The sequence below is a fragment of the Mucilaginibacter gossypii genome, assembly GCF_900100945.1.
Classification (GTDB): Bacteria; Bacteroidota; Bacteroidia; order Sphingobacteriales; family Sphingobacteriaceae; genus Mucilaginibacter; species Mucilaginibacter gossypii.
On record NZ_FNCG01000004.1, the window covers coordinates 278,934 to 297,683 of the forward strand.

Genomic DNA, 18,750 nt, shown 5'->3' on the forward strand with positions numbered 1-18,750 from the left:
ATTATAGGCAATTAATGATGCGATTTAACATGAAATTAATATAGAATGAGTGGTTTTTTCATGAAAACGGATGTCTGAACCGGGATTTGGGTGGATTTTTATGATTTATAGGATTTTTCTTTCCTTGCTTCCCCGGTTGCCGTGTTTCCACGGCAACCGGGGAAGGTTTGAAATTTGGTTGCCGTGGAGACACGGCAACCGGGGGTAGGTTTTTTAATTCAGTTTAAAAAAATCGGTGTAATCAGAAAAAGAATCAGTGTAATCCCAGAAATAAAATCAACGTAATCATCCCACTCAATGGTGATTAATCGCTCGTAGTAGGGACGTGCTCACGCTGCACGGCATTTTTACGCTGGATGCGGTACATCAGGATGAGCATAATATTGTCCTTATCGCTTTTAGCGGCAGCCGAATAATTATATTGGTTGATCCAGCCAGTCTGTAAGATCCACGATTTATCAAACTGATAACCTACTGCGGCCGATATCCGATTACGTTCAAAGTTAGGTACCTTATTATTAAGGAATACTTCGTCGAAAACAGAAATGAACCAGGTTTTGGCTTCAATTTTGGTACTGTTTAAAGGCACAAATACGTTAAGTCTATAGCGGAAACGGTTACGGTAATCGCCGTTAACCCAGCGCTGCTCTACCCGATAGCGGTGTTCCAATTTTATGCGGTACAGGAACTGGTTGCTGGTAATCTGTTCCCAAAAACGGGTTTCGGTAGTTGTAGGGCCTTTACCAATATCCATATAATCAAAAGTAGTGTAGCGGCCGGTACCTAAAAGCGCGGTAAAGTTTCTGTCTATATCATAACTCACACCAGCCTTAACCTCATAATATTGAAACTGGCTGAATACATTATTGGTACGGGTTTGAAACTCGGTATAACCACCCCATTTGTGGGAACTATCGCCCGGCAAAACTACGGTTACTATGCCCCAGGTGCCTACTTTTGAATCTTGCGCCTTAACAGTAATTGAACATATAGTTAATAAAAAGAGCACTAAAGCGATGGAATTGACGGACTTGATTGTCATTGCAGAGATTATTTCTGCAAATATATTTCCTAAATGTTATATTAATGTTAATATTAACACCGTTAATGTTAAAATAATGTTAAGTATTTGGGTTTAGATTCTGGTGGTAATATGGTTGAGACTTACAAAGTTTCTAAAACTTCGTAAGTCTGGATTTTAAAATTTGGGGTAGTACGAAGCAAAAAGGCGTCAAGCGCGGTTATTCGGAAATCTCAAATCCTGCATCTTTCCTGCTATTCCCACTTAAACGTTTTTACGGCCACCGCATAGATTCCGATAAACCAGGCAAAAAGAATCAGTAACTGGTGTGTAACGTCACCTAAACCCGCGCCCTCAAAAGCCACTTTGCGCATGGCATCGTTTAAATGGGTAAGCGGTAATACCTTGCTGATATATTGCAGCCAGTTGGGGAAGGCGGTGATGGAAAAAAAAGTGCCCGAAAGCAGGAACTGCGGCAATGTGATAATATTGGAAAGCGGCGGCACCGAACTTTCGTTTTTGGCGATGCCAGATACAGTAAAGCCGAATCCCATGAAAATGATCAACCCGATGGCCGAAAGTACCAGCATATTTAGTACAGTTGTTACGCCGTGGATCAGCGTAAAACCAAACATGTAATGCCCAACCAGTATAATAAATAACGAACCTAACAGGGAAAAGGCCAGCCTCGCAATAGCCTCGCCCAAAACAATGCTGTAACGTTTAACCGGGGTTGCAAAAAAGCGTTTGATAACCAATGTTAACCGTAAGCTCAGAAATACGAAAGCTGTACCAAAAACACCACTGCTTAGCAACGAAAAGCCCAGTTGGCCGGGTAAAATAAAATCGATGTATTTATATGGGCGGCCGCTTATGGTTTCTTCTTTAAGGTCGATCAGGTTGGGGACTTTAACTGTGGTGTACGACTGAATGCGTTTCAATTCTTCCGACTGAATACGATAAAAAATGTTGTTCAGGGCTGATTTTAATACACTTCCTTTATCGCCCGATGCCTGGCTGTACTGTACATGAACGGTCATCGAAGCAGGGGGAGCAAAGGGTTTAAGATCAAGTATTGCATCAAGGTTACCTTTTGCCAGGTTTTTGCTCATTTCATCAGCCGTTTGATCATGGATAAGGTGCATGATCTTGTTTTTTTTAAGCGCAGTGTAAACCGGGTTATTGGCGGATGTATCGCTGCCTTTGGCTACGCCCACATCTATCGACATACCGCCACCCCCAATATTAGCAAAAACAATGATAAATATTAATGGGAAAGCCAGCGTAAACACCACCGCCGAAGGGCTGCGTAATATCGACCGGAAACTGGCTTTGGCAATGGCCAGGGTTGCTTTTGTATTGCTGTATTTATTGTTCATCCTTTTATGTCATTTGCCATTAGGCGTCATTAGGTCATTGAGTCATTTTGCCTGTCAGCGTCATTGGGGCATGGAGCATTTTAGAGTGCTAACTGCAAACTCAAAACTGCATACTGGCTCCCCCGTCAGGGGGCTGGGGGGCTATCCTTCCCGCCATTCCTTGCCGGTTAAATTAATGAATACATCCTCCAGGTTGGCCAGTTTTACCTGCTTTTTGCGTTCAAAGCCTGTGGCTACAAGCTCGTCGATAAAATGGTCGGGGGTATCAATGCCAATGATGTAGCCGCCGTCGACAAAGGCAACACGGTCGCATAGTACTTCGGCTTCATCCATATAGTGGGTAGTGATCACTACAGTGGTTCCCTGGTCGCGGATCTCGCGGATCAAATCCCAAAGGTTACGGCGGGCCTGCGGGTCTAGGCCGGTTGTGGGCTCATCCAGAAATATGATCCTTGGGTTATTGATTAATGTAGTGGCGATAGAAAAACGCTGTTTTTGCCCCCCGGAAAGGTCTTTATATTTAGCCTTTGCTTTATCGGTAAGGGCAACTTTTTCCAGCATCTCCATCGGTGTTTTGTCGATACCGTACAGGCCCGAAAACAATACGATCAACTCCGACAGGTTGAGGTTGGGGTAATAACCGGCGGCTTGTAACTGTACGCCTATACGTTTTTTGATGCTGTCGGCATCGGTTTCAATGTCGAAGCCATCAACAATGATGCTGCCGGATGTTTTATCGCGAAGGGTTTCAATAATTTCGAGGGTAGTGGTTTTACCGGCACCGTTGGGGCCAAGCAGGCCGAAGATCTCGCCTTCGTAAACTTCAAAACTAATGCCTTTAACGGCTGCAAAATCGCCATAGTTTTTTACCAGGTTGTTTACAGTGATGATAGGTTGTTTTGTCATAGGGTAAAAATGCATCACATTCATGAAATAACCATGAGTTTTTCGGCGAAGTGCGCAATTTTTACGGTGAAAGCGGATTGGAAGATAAAAAAAGGGTGTCATGGGTAGCCCGTCGAAGCATGGTGGGCAGGCCTCTGCGCGAGTCTTCGACAGGCTCAGACTGACAGGCCCTCTTTTGTCATTTCACCTTCAGAGGCCTCCGGATTTAAACACTCAGGATGACAAGCCCTCCACACCTAATATCATTCGAATTCAGAGGCCAGGGATTTAAGCGACTCAACGCACAAAAAAGCCCGAATGATTATCATCCAGGCTTGCAATACCCTTTGCAAAAGTTCCTCCAATCAGGGAGCCTTTATTTCACTTTCAGATTTCAGCACTTTGCTGCCGTTTTTCTGTTCAATTTCATAAGCCGGCTCCTGTTTGCTGGCATTGCGTTTAACTTTTGCGCCTTTTATAGTTTTGCTTACCGGCTTATCATGCTTTTTAACGATATGGCCTTCAGCTTGGGATTTTCCCCATTTCCAGGTTACTTCATCTCCTTTTTTCATACGCTGTACCTTTTTAAGATAACATGCGTTTTGGGTTATTGATTTATCAAAGGTGAAAGAACCATCCCTCGGGGTGCCGGGACATTATTTTATTAAATGACCTATAGAATGAACGATAACAACGGCATGTTCCGCGGCTTTCATAACTAAATGGATCAATTGAATTGCGAGTAAAGTTTTCATGGCATTTATTTGTTGTTGTTTAGTGATCCAAAATTGCACACAAAAGGCACCCTGCCGTTAGGTTTATTAGGCGAAGCAAGTGCGGTTATCGGTGAACGGCAGTAAAACATCGGAGAAATACCGGTAAAAAAGTGATATCGTCGGTAAAACTTTGGGGAGTAAAAAGCAAAAACCTCAGAAGGGATATTAACTTTGAGAGTAGGTGTTAACAATCTAACTTATATGGATTACTATTTAGATGAGCTTATAATAAATTTAAACGGTATAAATGCTGCCGGCTTAATGGATACCTGGTTATGGTTGATAAAAGATTTCAAGGAAATTTTAATGATATCAAAGCTGGGCGATCTGTTCTTTATAGGATATGATGATTGTATTTACTGGCTTGCAACGGATATGTGTGATTTATCGAAAGTTGCTGATGATAAACAAGAGTTTTACAGCTTTTTAAATGACGATGAAAAAGTGGATAACTGGTTCATGCCTCAATTGTTAAAGGAACTTGAAGATGCCTGTATTTATTTAGGTGATCACCAGGTTTACAGCTATAAGAAAATGCCGGTTTTAGGAGGAGAATATACAGTTAACAATCTTAAGCCTGTCGATGTTAAAATTCATTTCGAATTCATCGGTATTATTGGTGAGCAAATTAAAGATCTACCCAATGGAACAAACGTCAAAATTAAAATAGTCGACTAATTGAGGTTTTAAATAAATTTTGAATATTAAAAAGCCGCTTTGCAATCTTGCAAAGCGGCTTTGTTTTTCATAGGCAGATGAATATATTAACTGATCAGGTTAGCCAACGCCTGGATAACGGTTACCGTATGCTCCTGCAGGGAGATCATAACAGCTATAAGTGGATTGTAGAATGTTTTCATGATAATGTTATTTGCCGCAAAGATGTGCCGTTAGCTCATTGTTTAACAGTTATTTTAGGTGAAACGGCATAAAATGTCGGTGAACGAGTTTCAGGTAAGGGAGAAGCGCTTTTAAACAAGCTTCTACGACCAAAAACCCTGTATCCTGATCTGGCTTGACGGGTACCCCTGCAGTTTTAATAATTTACGTAATTCGCCAACCATGGTATGGTTGCCGGCAATGTAAAATACTGAATGTTCAAGGTTATACTGTTGTTCCATTACCCACTGGATGAGGCTGTGGTGGCCGTATACATCATTACGTTCAATAGGCTTTAAGGGCGATTTGAAATACTCTCCAAACAAACCCCTGTGATTTTCATCCGCCATAACTATAGCGCCCGAAAAACGCGTTGCGGGTAATACCATTTGCTGTAAGGCCAGCATATGCCCCATGCTGCTTTCATCGCCAAGGCCTATTATAGCCGGGGTACCGGCCGGTGCGTGCCGGGTAGAACGGATTTTTAAATAGCGTACGGTATCGTTTTTTTGAAGTTGTTTAGCCCATTTACTGCCGGGGCCGCTATGAGCAGCATCAACATACAGAGTGCAGGTGCTGGTTTCGGCATCCCAGCCGGCTGGGGTATAATCGCGATAGGTGAGGTTATCAACTTTTATTTTTATGTAGGGTATTTCGTGCCAGCTTTGCATATCGGCCTGTGGTAAGTGCAAGTCGATCTCAATCATGGTCGACGGCTCCCAGTGCCTTACTTCAAGCACCCTGCCGCTTTGTAAAAGTTGGTTTTCAAACAAGCTGCCAGCCTTTCTTTTTAATTTATGAAGAGTGGATGTTTCCATGGTGTAGTGTTTTGATACTACAAAGAAACATTGAATTTTAGCCTCCTGAAATAGTAAATTCGGGGTAAATATTGGATTATTTATGGTGTTTGTCCCTGAACTCAAGTGGGGTAATGCATGCAGCTTTTTTAAACAGCCGGGAAAAATAGGTATGGTCATCATAGCCCAGTGCATGCGCAATCTCCTTTACGTTGAGGCCGCTGTAATACAGTAATCTTTTTGCTTCCAGCATTACTTCCTGAGTTATCCAGTAACTTACCGGGAAACCGGTGGTTTTCTTTAAAACCTCGTTAAGATATGATTCGGAAACATTAAGCATACCCGCGTATGCCGAAGGGCCTTTAATTGTGCGCACATGCCTCAACAACAACTTTTTAAACTGATGTGAAATTTGTGCCGGCCTTGAAAGCTGCTTTTCGGGCGTATAAACATTACTGAAAGTGGCTGCTGCCATGCCGGTAAATGATTGTATGAGCGATTGCAAAACCGGCAAAAAGAAAGCGCTGTTATCATCTTCACTATTTTTTTCGCGCAACAGGCAAAGGAGCTGCTGGTATTGCTTTAATTCAATATCGTTGAGCTGATAAGGCTGTTGCAAAAAAAGCTGGTTTTCAAAAATATTGCGGAAGTCGGCCGGAATATGCTGTGAATCGATGGCTACATACCAGCCGGCGGCAAGTGCATTATTTATCCGGTGATGTACCTGTCCTGGCAGAATATAATAAAATGTGTTTTCGCAAAAATGAACTTCGTTAAAATCTATCATCAGCGATGCTGATCCGTTTTCAATCAAAAAAAACAGGTAATGATCGTCGCGATGGGCGCCCATCGGCACTTTTTTTGAATCTTCGCCGCTTTCAAAGTGCCTGATTTCAAAGCCTATGTTTGATCGTTCATGTAGCTGGTGTACAGGGATATCTTTCATTTTGCAGGGTAGTTATTGTATTATGGTAACGCGATCTTTAACCGGGAGGTACATTTTCTCCAGGCCAAGGAATTTATTTTATATAGAATCTGTTAATTTATTCAGCTAAATTAACTTTTGGCTTTGTGCATTCTGCTTTCAGCTATATAATTACAATAATTCGGGGATTTATTTACCGCCATCAACCAGTGCATAAATCTCCTGCATATAAATAGCTTCATCCATTGCAACATGAAAGTCTTCCCACTCATCAACAGTAAAGGTAAGCTGGATATCATTGACCGGCGTACGCATCACCACGCGTTCCTGTCCGTCGGGAAATGGGAAAGAATGATCACCGAAATCAAGATCGATAGCGAAATTTTTAAACTGGATAAATTGATCGGGTGTAAAGCTAAGGATCAGGTTATGGTGCCATATAAATAGGCATTGGCATTCGGAGCAACGGCTTACTACCGATGTTCCCTTTTGGCTGAGTATTTTAGCATCGCACATAAATTCCGGTAATTAAAAATGAATTGGTGCCTGCTCTGCTGATTAAATGTTTGATATAAACAATTAAACTACAGAACAGGACTTTATATTTTAAGCATTAATAATCAATAATTGTTAATGGGCTGGCGGCTTCTGTGTTGCGCAAGTGTATTAACAGCAACAAAGAAATACGTTATTTAGAATAAATCCAAATAAAAATAAAGAAAACTCCAAAAAGCATTCAGAATTAAATACTTTGAGTTTATTTTTTTTAATATATGACCTATTATATCCCTGAAATTTGTGTAGCATTGCTGTTGTTTAGACTGATTATTGATTGAAAAAGACCTTTGCCATTGTAATGTTAGTTACCCATATGCTCAATTTGCTGGGGTACATGGCGCTTAATCAATATTTTTTTAACAGATCAAACAAAGTAATTGCCCGGCAAATTGCCAGGGGTAAATATGATACGCGCGATCTCATTGAAATTAAGATTGGCCAAAACCTGCCCTTTATACATGATTGGGACAGTTATGTGAATGTTTCTGGGCAGTTACAGTTGGATGGTGTTTCGTACAACTATGTAAAACTAAGGGTTACCCGCGATACGCTGTATGTGCAGTGCATTCCCAACTATGAAACTACCAGGTTGCTGAATGAAAATGTGATCTGCGCTAAAAAGCTATATAGTAAACCTATCAGCAAACGCACACATGAATCATCAGAAAAAAAATTGGGTAGCGACGCTAAGTATAATTACCCTGAAATTTCATACGCTTTTATAAAACCGGCAGAGCCTGTTCAGCCTCCCGGCACATTTATTTATATAAGTATACCTGATGCTGTTGTATCTGTCGGCGGTCGGCCTCCGGAAATGGCGCTTGCCTAAATTATATCCGGTAATTAACTTGTTCCCTCAATCTTGATAACTCGCATTGATATGCCTGTAATACGCTGCGCGTATGCATTGCCCGTTAATCATTATTGTGCCTGAGCAGCATCCCCCAAAATCTTTTTATTTGAATAAATGAATACCCTTTATAAAATTTCATTACCCGTGCTATTTATGTGTTGCGCGGGCTTTGCCCGGGCACAGCATAAAAGCGTTAAAGATACCCTGCAGCTTGACAGTGTTATTATTAAAGAAAGCAGGCTAAAACATTTGCCCAATGTATCCGGTACCAACATTTTTGCCGGGAAAAAAACCTTTGATATTTTTCTTGACGCCGGAAAAGCAAACTTGGCTAATAATAATGCCCGTATGACCTTTGCAAAAATTCCCGGCGTTAACATCTGGGAGATGGACGGTGCCGGTTTACAGCTCAATATCGGTACCCGGGGTACGGACACCCACCGCTCTATCGAAACCAATGTCAGGCAAAATGGCTATAACACCAACTCGGATATGTTTGGCTATCCCGAAAATCATTATAATGTGCCATTCCAGGCGGTAAGCGAAATTCAGATAGTGCGAGGTTCGGCGGCATTACAATTTGGCAGCCAGTTTGGCGGCATGGTTAACTTCAAACTTAAAGAAGGCGACAGCACTAAGGTGCTGGGTTTTGAAAGCGAACAATCGGCCGGTTCAAACAGGTTTTTCAATTCGTATAACGCCATTGGCGGCAAAGCGGGCAAGGTTAGTTATTATGCTTTTTACAGCGCCCGCACCGGCGACGGCTGGCGGCCTGATGCCACTTTTAACTCCCGCGCTTACTACGCCAGCCTCAAATACCAGTTTAATGATCAGGGCAGCATAGCTTTCCAGTTTTCACGATCAGATTACAGGCAGCAAATAGCCGGTGGTTTAACCGACGTACAATTTGAAGCAAACAATCGTCAGTCGACCCGTGCGCGTAATTTTTTTAATCCTGAAATTAATGTCCCGGCATTGTTGTTCAATTACCGGTTTGATAAAAATACCAGGCTGGAAGTTACCTCGCATGTACTGTTTGGTCAGCGTAATAGTGTGCAGTTCATTAACACGGCCAATATACCTGATACAGTTAATACAAGTTTGAAAACGTTTAATCCGCGCCAGGTCGACCGTGATTATTATGCCGGTTTCACTACCGAAGCCCGCTTGCTGCATACGTACAAACTCGGTAATCTCAGCAGCTCGTTTACCGCAGGTATAAGGTATTTTGAAGAAACTACCAAACGTAAGCAAAAAGGCACAGGCACGGCAGCATCTGATTTTGACCTGCGCCTGGTTAAAGATTATGGCATCGACCTGAGATTGCATACTTTAAACTATGCAGCCTTTGCCGAAAATATGTTCCAGCTAACTCAGGCATTTACAGTTACCCCCGGTATGCGTTTTGAGCAGATCAATACCACTACTTCGGGTGTTATTGTAAACCGTACGGTGCCTGTAAGCTATAAGGATAATCGCAACTTTCCGCTGTTTGGTACTGGTTTGCAATACCAGTTTGCCGGCGGAAACCAGCTTTACGGTAATATTGCACAGGCTTACCGCCCTTATATTTATGCTGCCGTTACCCCGGCAGATCAGTTGACCATTATCGATCCGAACATCAAGGACAGCAAAGGTTATGATGCCGACCTGGGTTACCGCGGCCATATCAGCACAGTATTTAGTTTTGATGTTAATGCTTTTTACGTTTACTACGGAAACAGGGCAGGTACATTGACCCAAACTGATGCCAATAACGTAACCCATCTTTACATGACCAACATTGGTAATGGCGTGGCTAAAGGTATTGAGGCCTTTACCGAAGTTTCGCTGATCCGCCCGTTTGATAAATCTTCGGGGAGTGATCTCCGTGTGTTCAATTCGCTATCGTACACGCATGGTCGTTACACCAGTGGTTCTATCAATCAAAATGGTAAAAATGTAAGTTTGAAGGATAACAACCTGGAAGGCACTCCCTATTGGATAGACCGTGCAGGTTTAACGTTTTTAAGCGGCCATGTAAGCAGCACACTGCAATACAGCTATGTAGGAAAAAGCTTTAGTGATGCCAATAATACTACTTTTAATGCCACAGGCGCTACCGGCATAGTGCCCGCGTATCATTTGTTCGACTGGGCTTTCAATTATGGTTTTCTAAAAAACTACCATCTCACAGCCAGTGTGAACAACTTATTTAACGCTAAATATTTTACACGCCGTATTAACATGTACCCCGGACCGGGCATTTTACCGGCCGACGGGCGTACGTTTAATATTGGGTTTGGCGTGAAAATATAGCCCGGGCTCCAAAACCTCTCAAGAGAGGGGGAGTGCTTAAAGTGTTCAACGGCATTTCTTCAAAAGTCCTCTTCTTTTGGAGCGGATTTAGGTGAGGCCTAACAAAACGGCCCTTCAAATTAATGGAGGGCCGTTTTATTTATACTGATAAGGATTGCTTACTTGATATGCTTTTTTACGATCTCTGAAAGAGATGTCAGATCAAATGGCTTGGCAAGGTACCCATCGGCGTTACCGGCTTTGGCAATTTCTTTGATATTGCTCACGGCCGAAATAATGATCACGGGGATGTGGCTGGTAGCCGGATTGTCTTTTATACTTTTACTTAGCTGTTGCCCGTTGGCGTCACTGCTCCAATCGGTAAGCCAGTTATCAAGCAAAATAAGGTCGGGGTTAATAGTAGTCAGGGTACGCAGGATTCGGGCATTGTCGGATTGTACTACTTCGTAACCTTCTTCCTCCAATACATACACCACGGTATCGCGAATATCTTTATCGTCCTCTATAACTAAAACCTTTTTTGCCATAAGCTTGATTGCTTTATACTTTATTAAAGCACCTTCTTTTTGAAGCTGCTGTGTTTAAGTACATAACAATCAAATACCCGGTATTTGTTTTAGTTATAGTATTAAATAAAAAATATATTATTTAATTAAATGTTAACCAGCAACGGTATTGTAGCATGCCCGGCAGCGGGGCTCATAGCTTTCCTTCTCGCCTAATAATATTTTTGAATTATCATGTACCAGGCGGTACGAGTATTGGGCCGGGTTGCCGCACCTTACGCAAACGGCCTGCAGTTTCGTTACCGATTCGGCAATGGCCATAATGTTGGGCATAGAGCCAAATGGACGGCCCTTAAAATCCATGTCCAAACCGGCTACAATTACACGTACGCCGCGGTTGGCCAATACGGTACATACCTCGGGGAGTTCATCGTCAAAAAATTGCGCTTCATCAACACCTATCACATGGGCATCACTGGCCAGCAGTAAGATAGCCGAAGCGCTATCAACCGGGGTAGAGGTTATTTTGCTGGCATTGTGCGAAATAATGGCATCTTCGCCATAACGGGTATCGGCTTTGGGGCTAAAAATCTCAACCTTAAGCTTGGCAATGCGGGCACGGTTAAGCCTCCTGATCAGCTCTTCGGTTTTGCCCGAGAACATTGATCCGCAGATAACCTCAATACTGCCGCCTACTTCGCTTTTACGCCTGAAAACCTCTTCGTGATATACCATTTATGACTTTTATAGTCGGCAAATATCAGAATTTAATCCTATTTTTGGTAAGCATTTTCCTAACATTGAGGCCATGAAGCAAATGGATGTATTTAAAAAGATAGGTGGGATTTTAAAAGAGCTTAATGATCAATACGACTACCTTGCAGCTGATCCCAGCGAACTTAACGAGCTTGAATTAGAACTTTTTGTAGCCAATGCCCATTTTTTAAAAGACCATGCCGAAATACTGCGTCGCATCAACGAGCGCACGGCAGCTCCTTCACTGCTTGCAGAAAAAAACCAGCCGGCAGCTGAAGAACATACACCGGTAACTCTGGTGTTACCTCCCGCTCCGGTGCCGGTAACGCCTCCGCCTGCAAAGGAGGAAGCCTTGCATGAGCAGCGCTTTTTTGAACCGGTAGTACAACAGCACATCCCTGTGCCGGTTGATAACATAGAACTTACCAGCGATGCTGAACCACCAGCTCCGGTGCCGTTTAACCCGGTAAAAATAGAGGTGATCAACCCCGCGCCCGAAATAAAGGAAACGCCCGAACCGCAAATAAATATCGCTGCCGAAAAAGATACGGATACTTATTCATTTCAACAGGAAATTCCTGAAGGAAGCAGCTTTGAACTAAATTTAAACGAGGCTGATACCTGGGATGATGAAGCTGACAGGTTTGAGCAGGAAGAGCTGATTGGTGAACTTCCCGAAAAGCCGGTGGAAGTAATACCCATAGCCGAACAGCCAAAGCCCGTGCCGGTAATTGAGCCCGTAAAACCCGCAGCAGAGCCTGTTGTTGCTACAGCTCCTTCGGCAGATACAGGTAGCAGCCAGCAGGTACTGACCTTTAATCAAAGGATGATGGCCCAAAAAGCCGAGAAAGCTAACAACGCGGCAAGCACCACTGCCGAGCTGCCGGTTACCGATCTTAAATCGGCCATAAACCTGAATGATAAGCTGCTTTATATAAAAGATCTGTTTAATGGTTACAGCCTGGCCTATAGTGAAGCTATTGAGATAGTAAACCGCTTTAACACTTTTGAAGAAGCCGAACGCTTCCTGAAAACAAACTACGTAGTTAAAAATAACTGGGAAAGTAAAGCATCAACAGCCGATAAGTTTTACGCTTTGTTACGACGGAGATATCCTGCTTCGTAGCGGTTTAGTTCATAGTTGATGGTTCATGGTGAAGACGATTTTAGAGGTACCCCAACTTTCTGACTTACGGACTTCTGGCTAAAATTATCAAACATTCGATTTCCGGTTTGAATCGAGTTTGATAAGCGTGAACAGGAGCATGGTAAAGCTTAACAGCGACGAGCCTCCATAGCTGATGAACGGTAAAGGGATACCAATAACGGGCACTACGCCAATGGTCATACCGATATTGATCACTACGTGAAAAAACAGCACGGAAGCTACACCGTAACCGTAAATACGCGTAAAAGGCGATCGCTGCCGTTCGGCAATGAGAATTACCCGTAATATCAGGAACATGAAAAGGCTTATTACCGTTAATGAACCTGCAAAGCCCCATTCTTCGCCGACTGTGCAGAAAATAAAGTCGGTACTTTGCTCGGGTACAAACGAGTATTGGGTTTGTGTACCATGTAAATAGCCTTTACCCCACATTTTTCCGGAGCCTATAGCTATTTTCGACTGGTTTACATTATAGCCTTTTCCCTTTAAATCGGTGGTGATACCCAGTAGTATGTTAATACGCTCTGTTTGATGTTTCTTTAAAACGTGGGTATAAATAAACTTTACACTGAATATAAACGCTATCGAGATTGCAAGGCCGATGATCACGGTTTTGATGAGCTGCCTGTTACGCTTAAATAAAAAGATAATGAAAGCGGTTATTACAGCCAGGATCAGGATAATATACAGCGGATTGTATAATAGCGATGTAACGAAAAGGGTGATGAACAACCCCGCTATCACCAGGAAATAAGGAGAAAGCCCTTCGCGGTATAAAACAAATATCAAAGAGCAAAATACCAGTGTGGAACCGGTATCGGGCTGCAGCATGATCAGCAACATTGGGAACCCGATAATCACGGCGGCCGTTAAAAATGATTTGGGTTCGGTAACCCGGATGTTGGTGCCGCTTAAATATCGCGCAAGCAATAAACAGGTTGCAAACTTGGCAAACTCCGAAGGCTGCAGCCGGAAACCGCCGCCCATGTTGATCCAGGCCTGGTTACCGCCTACGTTTCGGCCTATTACCAACACCAGTATCAGCAGCAAAACTATTACCACATAAAATGCGGGGGCCAGGGCAGCAATGAACCGGCTTTCGAGTAGCAGGATAACAATACCAATCACTACAGATACGCAAATAAAGATGAACTGCTTACCGTAGTTTGTTGAGGCATCAACTATGCTGGGGTGATTGACGTCAAAAACTGCAGCATGAATATTGAACCAACCAATGGTGCAAAGTACCAGGTACAAAAAAACTGTAAGCCAATCTACATTGAAGAAGAAACTCCGCTGCTGAGTGCTCATGATCTTGCCCTCCCGCCCGTTAATGATTTAATCCAGTTCGCCGGTTTATTGCTATAAGCTGATTCGCGCCTTTCTTTTTTTATCGAATCGGCCTTGAATTTTTTAATTGAATCGGCTTTGAACTTTTTGATGGAATCAACCTTTGCCGCCCTGATACTGTCACGCCTGCGTTCTTTTTGTAGGTCTTGAGCATAAAGGCTAAGATCGGGCAGGCGGTTTGCATTTGCATAATAATCAACTGTAATTCCCGATTCGCGCGGACTGATCTTACCTTTTAGATATTTTTCAACTATGAAGCTTGCAATAGGAGCGGCCCAATGCGCACCCTCGCCCGAGTTTTCAACTACAACAGCAATCGCTATCTTAGGATTATCGCGTGGGGCGAAAGCTACAAATACTGAGTTATCCTCGCCATGCGGATTTTGCGCGGTGCCGGTTTTACCGCACATAATAATATCAGGTATTTTTGACCTGCGGGCTGTACCGTTTTCAACCACTGCCTGCATTCCGTTAATAACAGGCTCAAAATATCCGGAATCTATCCCAACATAGTTTTTTTCAACGTATTCTTTTTTAATTACGTTTTTAGTACCGATTGCCTTGATAAGGTGGGGCTTATAGTAAAACCCGCGATTGGCAATAGTACACTCCAGGTTAGCCATTTGCAAAGGGGTTGCTAATAACTCGCCCTGGCCTATGGCCAGCGGAACGATGGTGCTTGAACGCCAGCCGCCTTTATGATAAACATTGTCATAATGTAAAGGCGTGGGCACGTTACCACGGCTTTCGGCAGGCATATCCAGGTCCAGCCTTGCACCAAGGCCAAATTTCATTACATTATTTCGCCATGCGGTGAAATTGGCTTCTGTATTTTTTACCCCGTACCGGTCAACAATACGTTGAAAAACCATTGAGAAGTAGCCGTTACATGACTCGGCCACGGCTCGGGCCATATTTACCGTGCCGTGTGCTTCGCCATGGTTACAGTGTACAATGCGGTTGCCTGCCCGGTAATTACCGGTACAATAAAAAGTTTCGCTGGGGTTAATGATGCCCTCCTGCAGCGCGATAAGGGCACTTAATGGTTTAAATGATGAGCCGGGAGGATATTGCGCCTGGATAGGCCTTATGAAAAATGGCTTATACGGGTTATTGTACATTTTGGCAAGGTTATTACCGCGCTGACGGCCTACCATGAGGTTAGGGTCATAGGTAGGGCTGCTCACATAACATAAGATCTCGCCCGATGATGGCTCTATGGCTACAATACTGCCCAGCTTGTTTTGCATCAGTTTTTCACCGAGCCTTTGCAGGTCAACGTCTAACGACGAGGTCAGACGTTCGCCCGAACGGGGCACGGTATCAAGCGCGCCGTTGGCAAATGAACCTTTGGGCACACCATGCGAGTCTACCATTTGTACCTGTACACCGCGTTGACCGCGCAATACATTTTCGTAGGCCTTCTCGACGCCGGTAACGCCGATATAATCGCCAAGGCGGTAATAACCGTTTGAGCGTTTGATGTCCCTGTCGGTAACCTCGCCAATAAAACCTAAAAACTGTGCCGCTACCGAGTCGGGGTAGGTGCGTATGGTGCGTGGCACTATAGCGAAGCCCGGAAACTCAAACAACTTTTCCTGCAATGAAGCATACAACTGAACAGAAAGTTGTTTTTCAAATACGGATGCTGTATTAGGCGATTGCTTTTTAGCCTTGGTAAAGCGTTTGTCGAAACCCTCTTTGTCGATACCTATCATTTTGCAAAATAACATGGTATCAAAAGGTTTTACTTCCTTGGGGTTAACGGTAACATCATAAATGGGTTCGTTTTGTACAAGGATTTTGCCGTTACGATCGAGTATAGGCCCGCGGGCAGGGTAAAGTATGGTTGTGCGTCTTACGTTACTGTTGGCATAGATCTCGTACTTGTCATCAACTATCTGGATATAGTAAAGCCTTCCCAGCAGGGCTAATATGATAGCTATAAAAATACCGGTAACAACGTAGCGGCGCTCAAAAAACTTATTCATTTACGTTCTTTCCTTCTGAAAAATAGCAGGCCCGAAATTAGTATTAAAAATACGGTAAACAATGAACTCAAAACAACACGGCTTAGTGTGTATTGTATTTCAGAAAAACTAAAAACCTCTAAATTAAGCAGGAAAAAGTGGTGGAATAAAGTAAGTATCAATACATAAGTAAAAAACCACCTGAAACCCATGATACTCAAAGTAGGTTCGGGCTCGTTATCAAAGCCATCCTTTTGTACCGTGATGCTGATGAAAAGTACGCGTACCAATGCCAGCACAACGCAGGCCGCAGCATGAAGCCCCGGGGTATCATAAAATGCATCAATAGTGAGGCCTGTCAGGAACGAGAGTACAAACAGCAGCAGATTAGGTACTTCAAAGGGAAGCAACAAAATGAAAAGGATATAGAAATAAGGGGTGGCAAGATTATAAAACGTGATGTTTTTTAACAGGAAAACCTGCATAAAAACCAAAACTATAAACCTAACAAGGTTAACAAGGATAGTCCTACTCATTTTTGTTTTGTACGGCCTCCAGTACCGTTTGTTCACCGGCAAATTTGTTATTTACCACGTAAACGTATTGAAGCTTTGTAAAATCAACAGCTAAGGCTACCTCAACGTTGATGAGTAAACCGCCGCCTTTGGCATGCAGGTTGGTAACTTTGCCAAACGGTATACCGGTTGGGAAAAGCGAGTAGCCCGAGGTAACCACCGTATCGCCAATTTTGGGCTGAGCATTATTCTGGATATCTATCAATACCCCCCTGTGCGGATCAAGATCGTTACCCCATACAAACGAGCCTATATCTTTAGTACCTGCAAGCATGGCGCTAAACCGCGTGTTTTTATGCAAAACCGATTGGATAATAGCTAAATGCTCGGTTACGGCAATAACCTGCCCCACAACGCCTGTACCTGTTATTACACCCATATCTTTTTGGATCCCATCCCTGCTGCCCCGGTTAATAGTAATGTAGTTGCTGCGTTTATTGAATGAATTATTGATTACCTTGGCTACAATATAAGTATATTGTTGTTTGTAAACGGTATCATTAACCTTGTGTTTTTCAACAGTATCAACATACATAGAAGCTTTGAGCTGGCCGCGAAGTTTGGCATTTTCGCGGGCAAGGCTATCGTTGGTTTCTTTTAATGACAGGTATTCTTTAAAAGCATCAACCTGGCTGTACAAGGTACCGGTTACTTTATTGGTTGAGTTAATAAAAGACGCTTTTTGAAACGAGTTGTATTTGATATATATAAGCAGCGAATTAATCTCAAAAATCAGGAATAAAAAAAACGCGTTATACTTAGTAATAAATATCCAAAGGTTACGCATTGTTGGAGATTAGTTAATTGGAGATCAGAGATTAGTTGTCTATAGCAAAATTAGAAATTAGGAATCGGAGATAAGTATTTTAATAATAACTAATCTCCAATCCCTAACCTCTAATTACTAACTCAGTTACTGCATTAAAAATTTAAAATTGCCAATGTTTTTAAGGGCGGTGCCGGTTCCGCGTACTACGGCGCGAAGAGGGTCTTCGGCAACGTGAACGGGTAGTTTGGTTTTGGCAGCCACACGCTTATCCAAACCGCGCAATAAAGCACCCCCACCAGTTAAGTAGATGCCGGTTTGATAAATATCGGCCGAAAGCTCGGGAGGGGTAATTTCCAACGCTTTCAATATCGCTTCTTCAATTTTTGAAATTGATTTATCAAGGCAATGTGCAATTTCGGTGTATGATACCATGATTTGTTTTGGTACACCGGTCATAAGGTCACGGCCTTGTACTGCAAAGTCGCCCGGCGGCTCGCTTAGTTCAGGAAGCGCGGCGCCAACCTCAATTTTAATTTTTTCGGCAGTACGGTCGCCAATCATGATGTTATGCTGGCGACGGATATATTGCACAATGTCCGAATCAAAGTTGTCTCCTGCAACACGGATTGACTGGTCGCAAACAATACCTGATAAAGCGATAACGGCAATTTCGGTTGTACCACCACCAATATCAATGATCATGTTGCCCATCGGCTCCTCAACGTCTATACCAATACCTACAGCTGCAGCCATTGGTTCGTGGATGAGGTAAACCTCTTTTGCGCCGGCAATCTCGGCCGAGTCGCGCACGGCACGTTTCTCTACCTCGGTAATACCCGATGGGATACAGATCACCATACGCAGTGATGGAAAGAACCATCCCTTACCCTGGTTAATCATTTTGATCATCCCGCGGATCATGTGCTCGGCGGCGTTAAAGTCGGCAATTACACCGTCTTTAAGCGGGCGCACGGTACGGATATTATCGTGCGTTTTACCTTCCATTTGCATGGCCTGCCTGCCAATGGCAATCACTTTATTGGTTGTTCTGTCGAACGCCACGATCGAGGGTTCGTCAACAACAACTTTGTCGTTATGTATAATGAGGGTATTTGCTGTACCTAAATCGATAGCAATTTCTTGTGTAAAAAAGTTAAATAAACCCATCTGGTATTTCTTTCAGTATGTTATGCAAAGTTTATAAAAATACGCTTAAATAGTTTAGCATTTTGCAAACTTAAGCGTTAAAAAATCACATTTATTGTGTTGGGGTTGGGTTGATAGA

General features: G+C 43.1%; 18 protein-coding genes. 4 read left to right on the forward strand and 14 right to left on the reverse strand.

Features of this window, described 5'->3' with window-relative positions; genetic code table 11:
* Positions 1-304: 304 nt before the first annotated feature.
* The 4 genes from BLS28_RS10185 to BLS28_RS10200 all read right to left on the reverse strand — a co-directional run bounded on the left by BLS28_RS10185 (position 305) and on the right by BLS28_RS10200 (position 3,857).
* Complete coding sequence (locus BLS28_RS10185; RefSeq protein ID WP_091165636.1) at positions 305-1,042, reverse strand: DUF2490 domain-containing protein; 738 nt, start codon at positions 1,040-1,042, stop codon at positions 305-307.
* A gap of 233 nt (positions 1,043-1,275) precedes the next feature.
* Positions 1,276-2,400, reverse strand: coding sequence for an ABC transporter permease (locus BLS28_RS10190; protein ID WP_090528984.1), 1,125 nt, complete (start codon positions 2,398-2,400; stop codon positions 1,276-1,278).
* A gap of 141 nt (positions 2,401-2,541) precedes the next feature.
* Positions 2,542-3,306: an ABC transporter ATP-binding protein gene (locus BLS28_RS10195; protein ID WP_091165640.1), complete on the reverse strand. Its 765-nt coding sequence runs from the start codon at positions 3,304-3,306 to the stop codon at positions 2,542-2,544.
* A gap of 344 nt (positions 3,307-3,650) precedes the next feature.
* Positions 3,651-3,857, reverse strand: a complete 207-nt coding sequence (locus tag BLS28_RS10200; protein ID WP_091165643.1) for a hypervirulence associated TUDOR domain-containing protein — start codon at positions 3,855-3,857, stop codon at positions 3,651-3,653.
* Between the two features lie 405 nt (positions 3,858-4,262).
* Between BLS28_RS10200 and BLS28_RS10205 the strand changes: the two genes are divergently transcribed.
* Positions 4,263-4,739 (forward strand): T6SS immunity protein Tdi1 domain-containing protein, encoded by a 477-nt coding sequence (locus BLS28_RS10205; RefSeq protein WP_091165646.1) that lies wholly within the window; start codon positions 4,263-4,265, stop codon positions 4,737-4,739.
* Between the two features lie 305 nt (positions 4,740-5,044).
* Here BLS28_RS10205 and BLS28_RS10210 read toward each other — a convergent pair whose 3' ends face one another.
* The 3 genes from BLS28_RS10210 to BLS28_RS10220 form a co-directional block, all read right to left on the reverse strand.
* Positions 5,045-5,758: an SIP domain-containing protein gene (locus BLS28_RS10210; protein WP_091165649.1), complete on the reverse strand. Its 714-nt coding sequence runs from the start codon at positions 5,756-5,758 to the stop codon at positions 5,045-5,047.
* A 76-nt stretch (positions 5,759-5,834) separates the two neighbouring features.
* The gene (locus tag BLS28_RS10215) at positions 5,835-6,683 is read right to left on the reverse strand and encodes an AraC family transcriptional regulator (protein WP_091165652.1); all 849 of its coding nucleotides are present in this window, start codon (positions 6,681-6,683) and stop codon (positions 5,835-5,837) included.
* A 168-nt stretch (positions 6,684-6,851) separates the two neighbouring features.
* Entirely contained in the window at positions 6,852-7,178 is a 327-nt protein-coding gene (locus tag BLS28_RS10220; protein ID WP_090528970.1) for a DUF6686 family protein, read from the reverse strand.
* Between the two features lie 316 nt (positions 7,179-7,494).
* Here BLS28_RS10220 and BLS28_RS10225 point away from each other — a divergent pair, with 316 nt between their 5' ends.
* Positions 7,495-8,049 (forward strand): hypothetical protein, encoded by a 555-nt coding sequence (locus BLS28_RS10225; protein WP_143020729.1) that lies wholly within the window; start codon positions 7,495-7,497, stop codon positions 8,047-8,049.
* Positions 8,050-8,187: 138 nt separating this feature from the next.
* Positions 8,188-10,371 (forward strand): TonB-dependent receptor family protein, encoded by a 2,184-nt coding sequence (locus BLS28_RS10230; RefSeq protein ID WP_091165659.1) that lies wholly within the window; start codon positions 8,188-8,190, stop codon positions 10,369-10,371.
* Positions 10,372-10,529: 158 nt separating this feature from the next.
* On the opposite strand, the gene BLS28_RS10235 is transcribed toward BLS28_RS10230, so the two are convergent.
* The gene (locus BLS28_RS10235; RefSeq protein ID WP_090528968.1) at positions 10,530-10,898 is read right to left on the reverse strand and encodes a response regulator; all 369 of its coding nucleotides are present in this window, start codon (positions 10,896-10,898) and stop codon (positions 10,530-10,532) included.
* 132 nt (positions 10,899-11,030) lie between these two features.
* Positions 11,031-11,612 carry a thymidine kinase gene (locus BLS28_RS10240; RefSeq protein ID WP_090528965.1) on the reverse strand — a complete coding sequence of 194 codons (582 nt, stop codon included), beginning with the start codon at positions 11,610-11,612 and terminating at the stop codon, positions 11,031-11,033.
* A 73-nt stretch (positions 11,613-11,685) separates the two neighbouring features.
* Here BLS28_RS10240 and BLS28_RS10245 point away from each other — a divergent pair, with 73 nt between their 5' ends.
* Positions 11,686-12,759, forward strand: a complete 1,074-nt coding sequence (locus tag BLS28_RS10245) for a DUF8457 domain-containing protein (protein WP_091165666.1) — start codon at positions 11,686-11,688, stop codon at positions 12,757-12,759.
* An 87-nt stretch (positions 12,760-12,846) separates the two neighbouring features.
* Here the strand turns inward: BLS28_RS10245 and rodA are convergent, their stop codons facing one another.
* From rodA to BLS28_RS10270, 5 genes are all read right to left on the reverse strand, one after another.
* Positions 12,847-14,112 carry a rod shape-determining protein RodA gene (rodA, locus tag BLS28_RS10250; RefSeq protein WP_112652734.1) on the reverse strand — a complete coding sequence of 422 codons (1,266 nt, stop codon included), beginning with the start codon at positions 14,110-14,112 and terminating at the stop codon, positions 12,847-12,849.
* Positions 14,109-16,142 carry a penicillin-binding protein 2 gene (gene mrdA / locus BLS28_RS10255; protein WP_091165671.1) on the reverse strand — a complete coding sequence of 678 codons (2,034 nt, stop codon included), beginning with the start codon at positions 16,140-16,142 and terminating at the stop codon, positions 14,109-14,111. Before mrdA ends, rodA begins: the two co-directional genes overlap by 4 nt.
* A complete protein-coding gene (locus BLS28_RS10260; protein ID WP_091165673.1) occupies positions 16,139-16,657 on the reverse strand; it encodes a rod shape-determining protein MreD in 519 nt (172 codons plus the stop codon). The genes mrdA and BLS28_RS10260 overlap by 4 nt, the downstream gene beginning before the upstream one ends.
* Complete coding sequence (gene mreC / locus BLS28_RS10265; protein ID WP_091165676.1) at positions 16,650-17,483, reverse strand: rod shape-determining protein MreC; 834 nt, start codon at positions 17,481-17,483, stop codon at positions 16,650-16,652. The genes BLS28_RS10260 and mreC overlap by 8 nt, the downstream gene beginning before the upstream one ends.
* 126 nt (positions 17,484-17,609) lie before the next feature.
* A complete protein-coding gene (locus tag BLS28_RS10270) occupies positions 17,610-18,632 on the reverse strand; it encodes a rod shape-determining protein (protein WP_090528947.1) in 1,023 nt (340 codons plus the stop codon).
* Positions 18,633-18,750 lie beyond the last annotated feature (118 nt).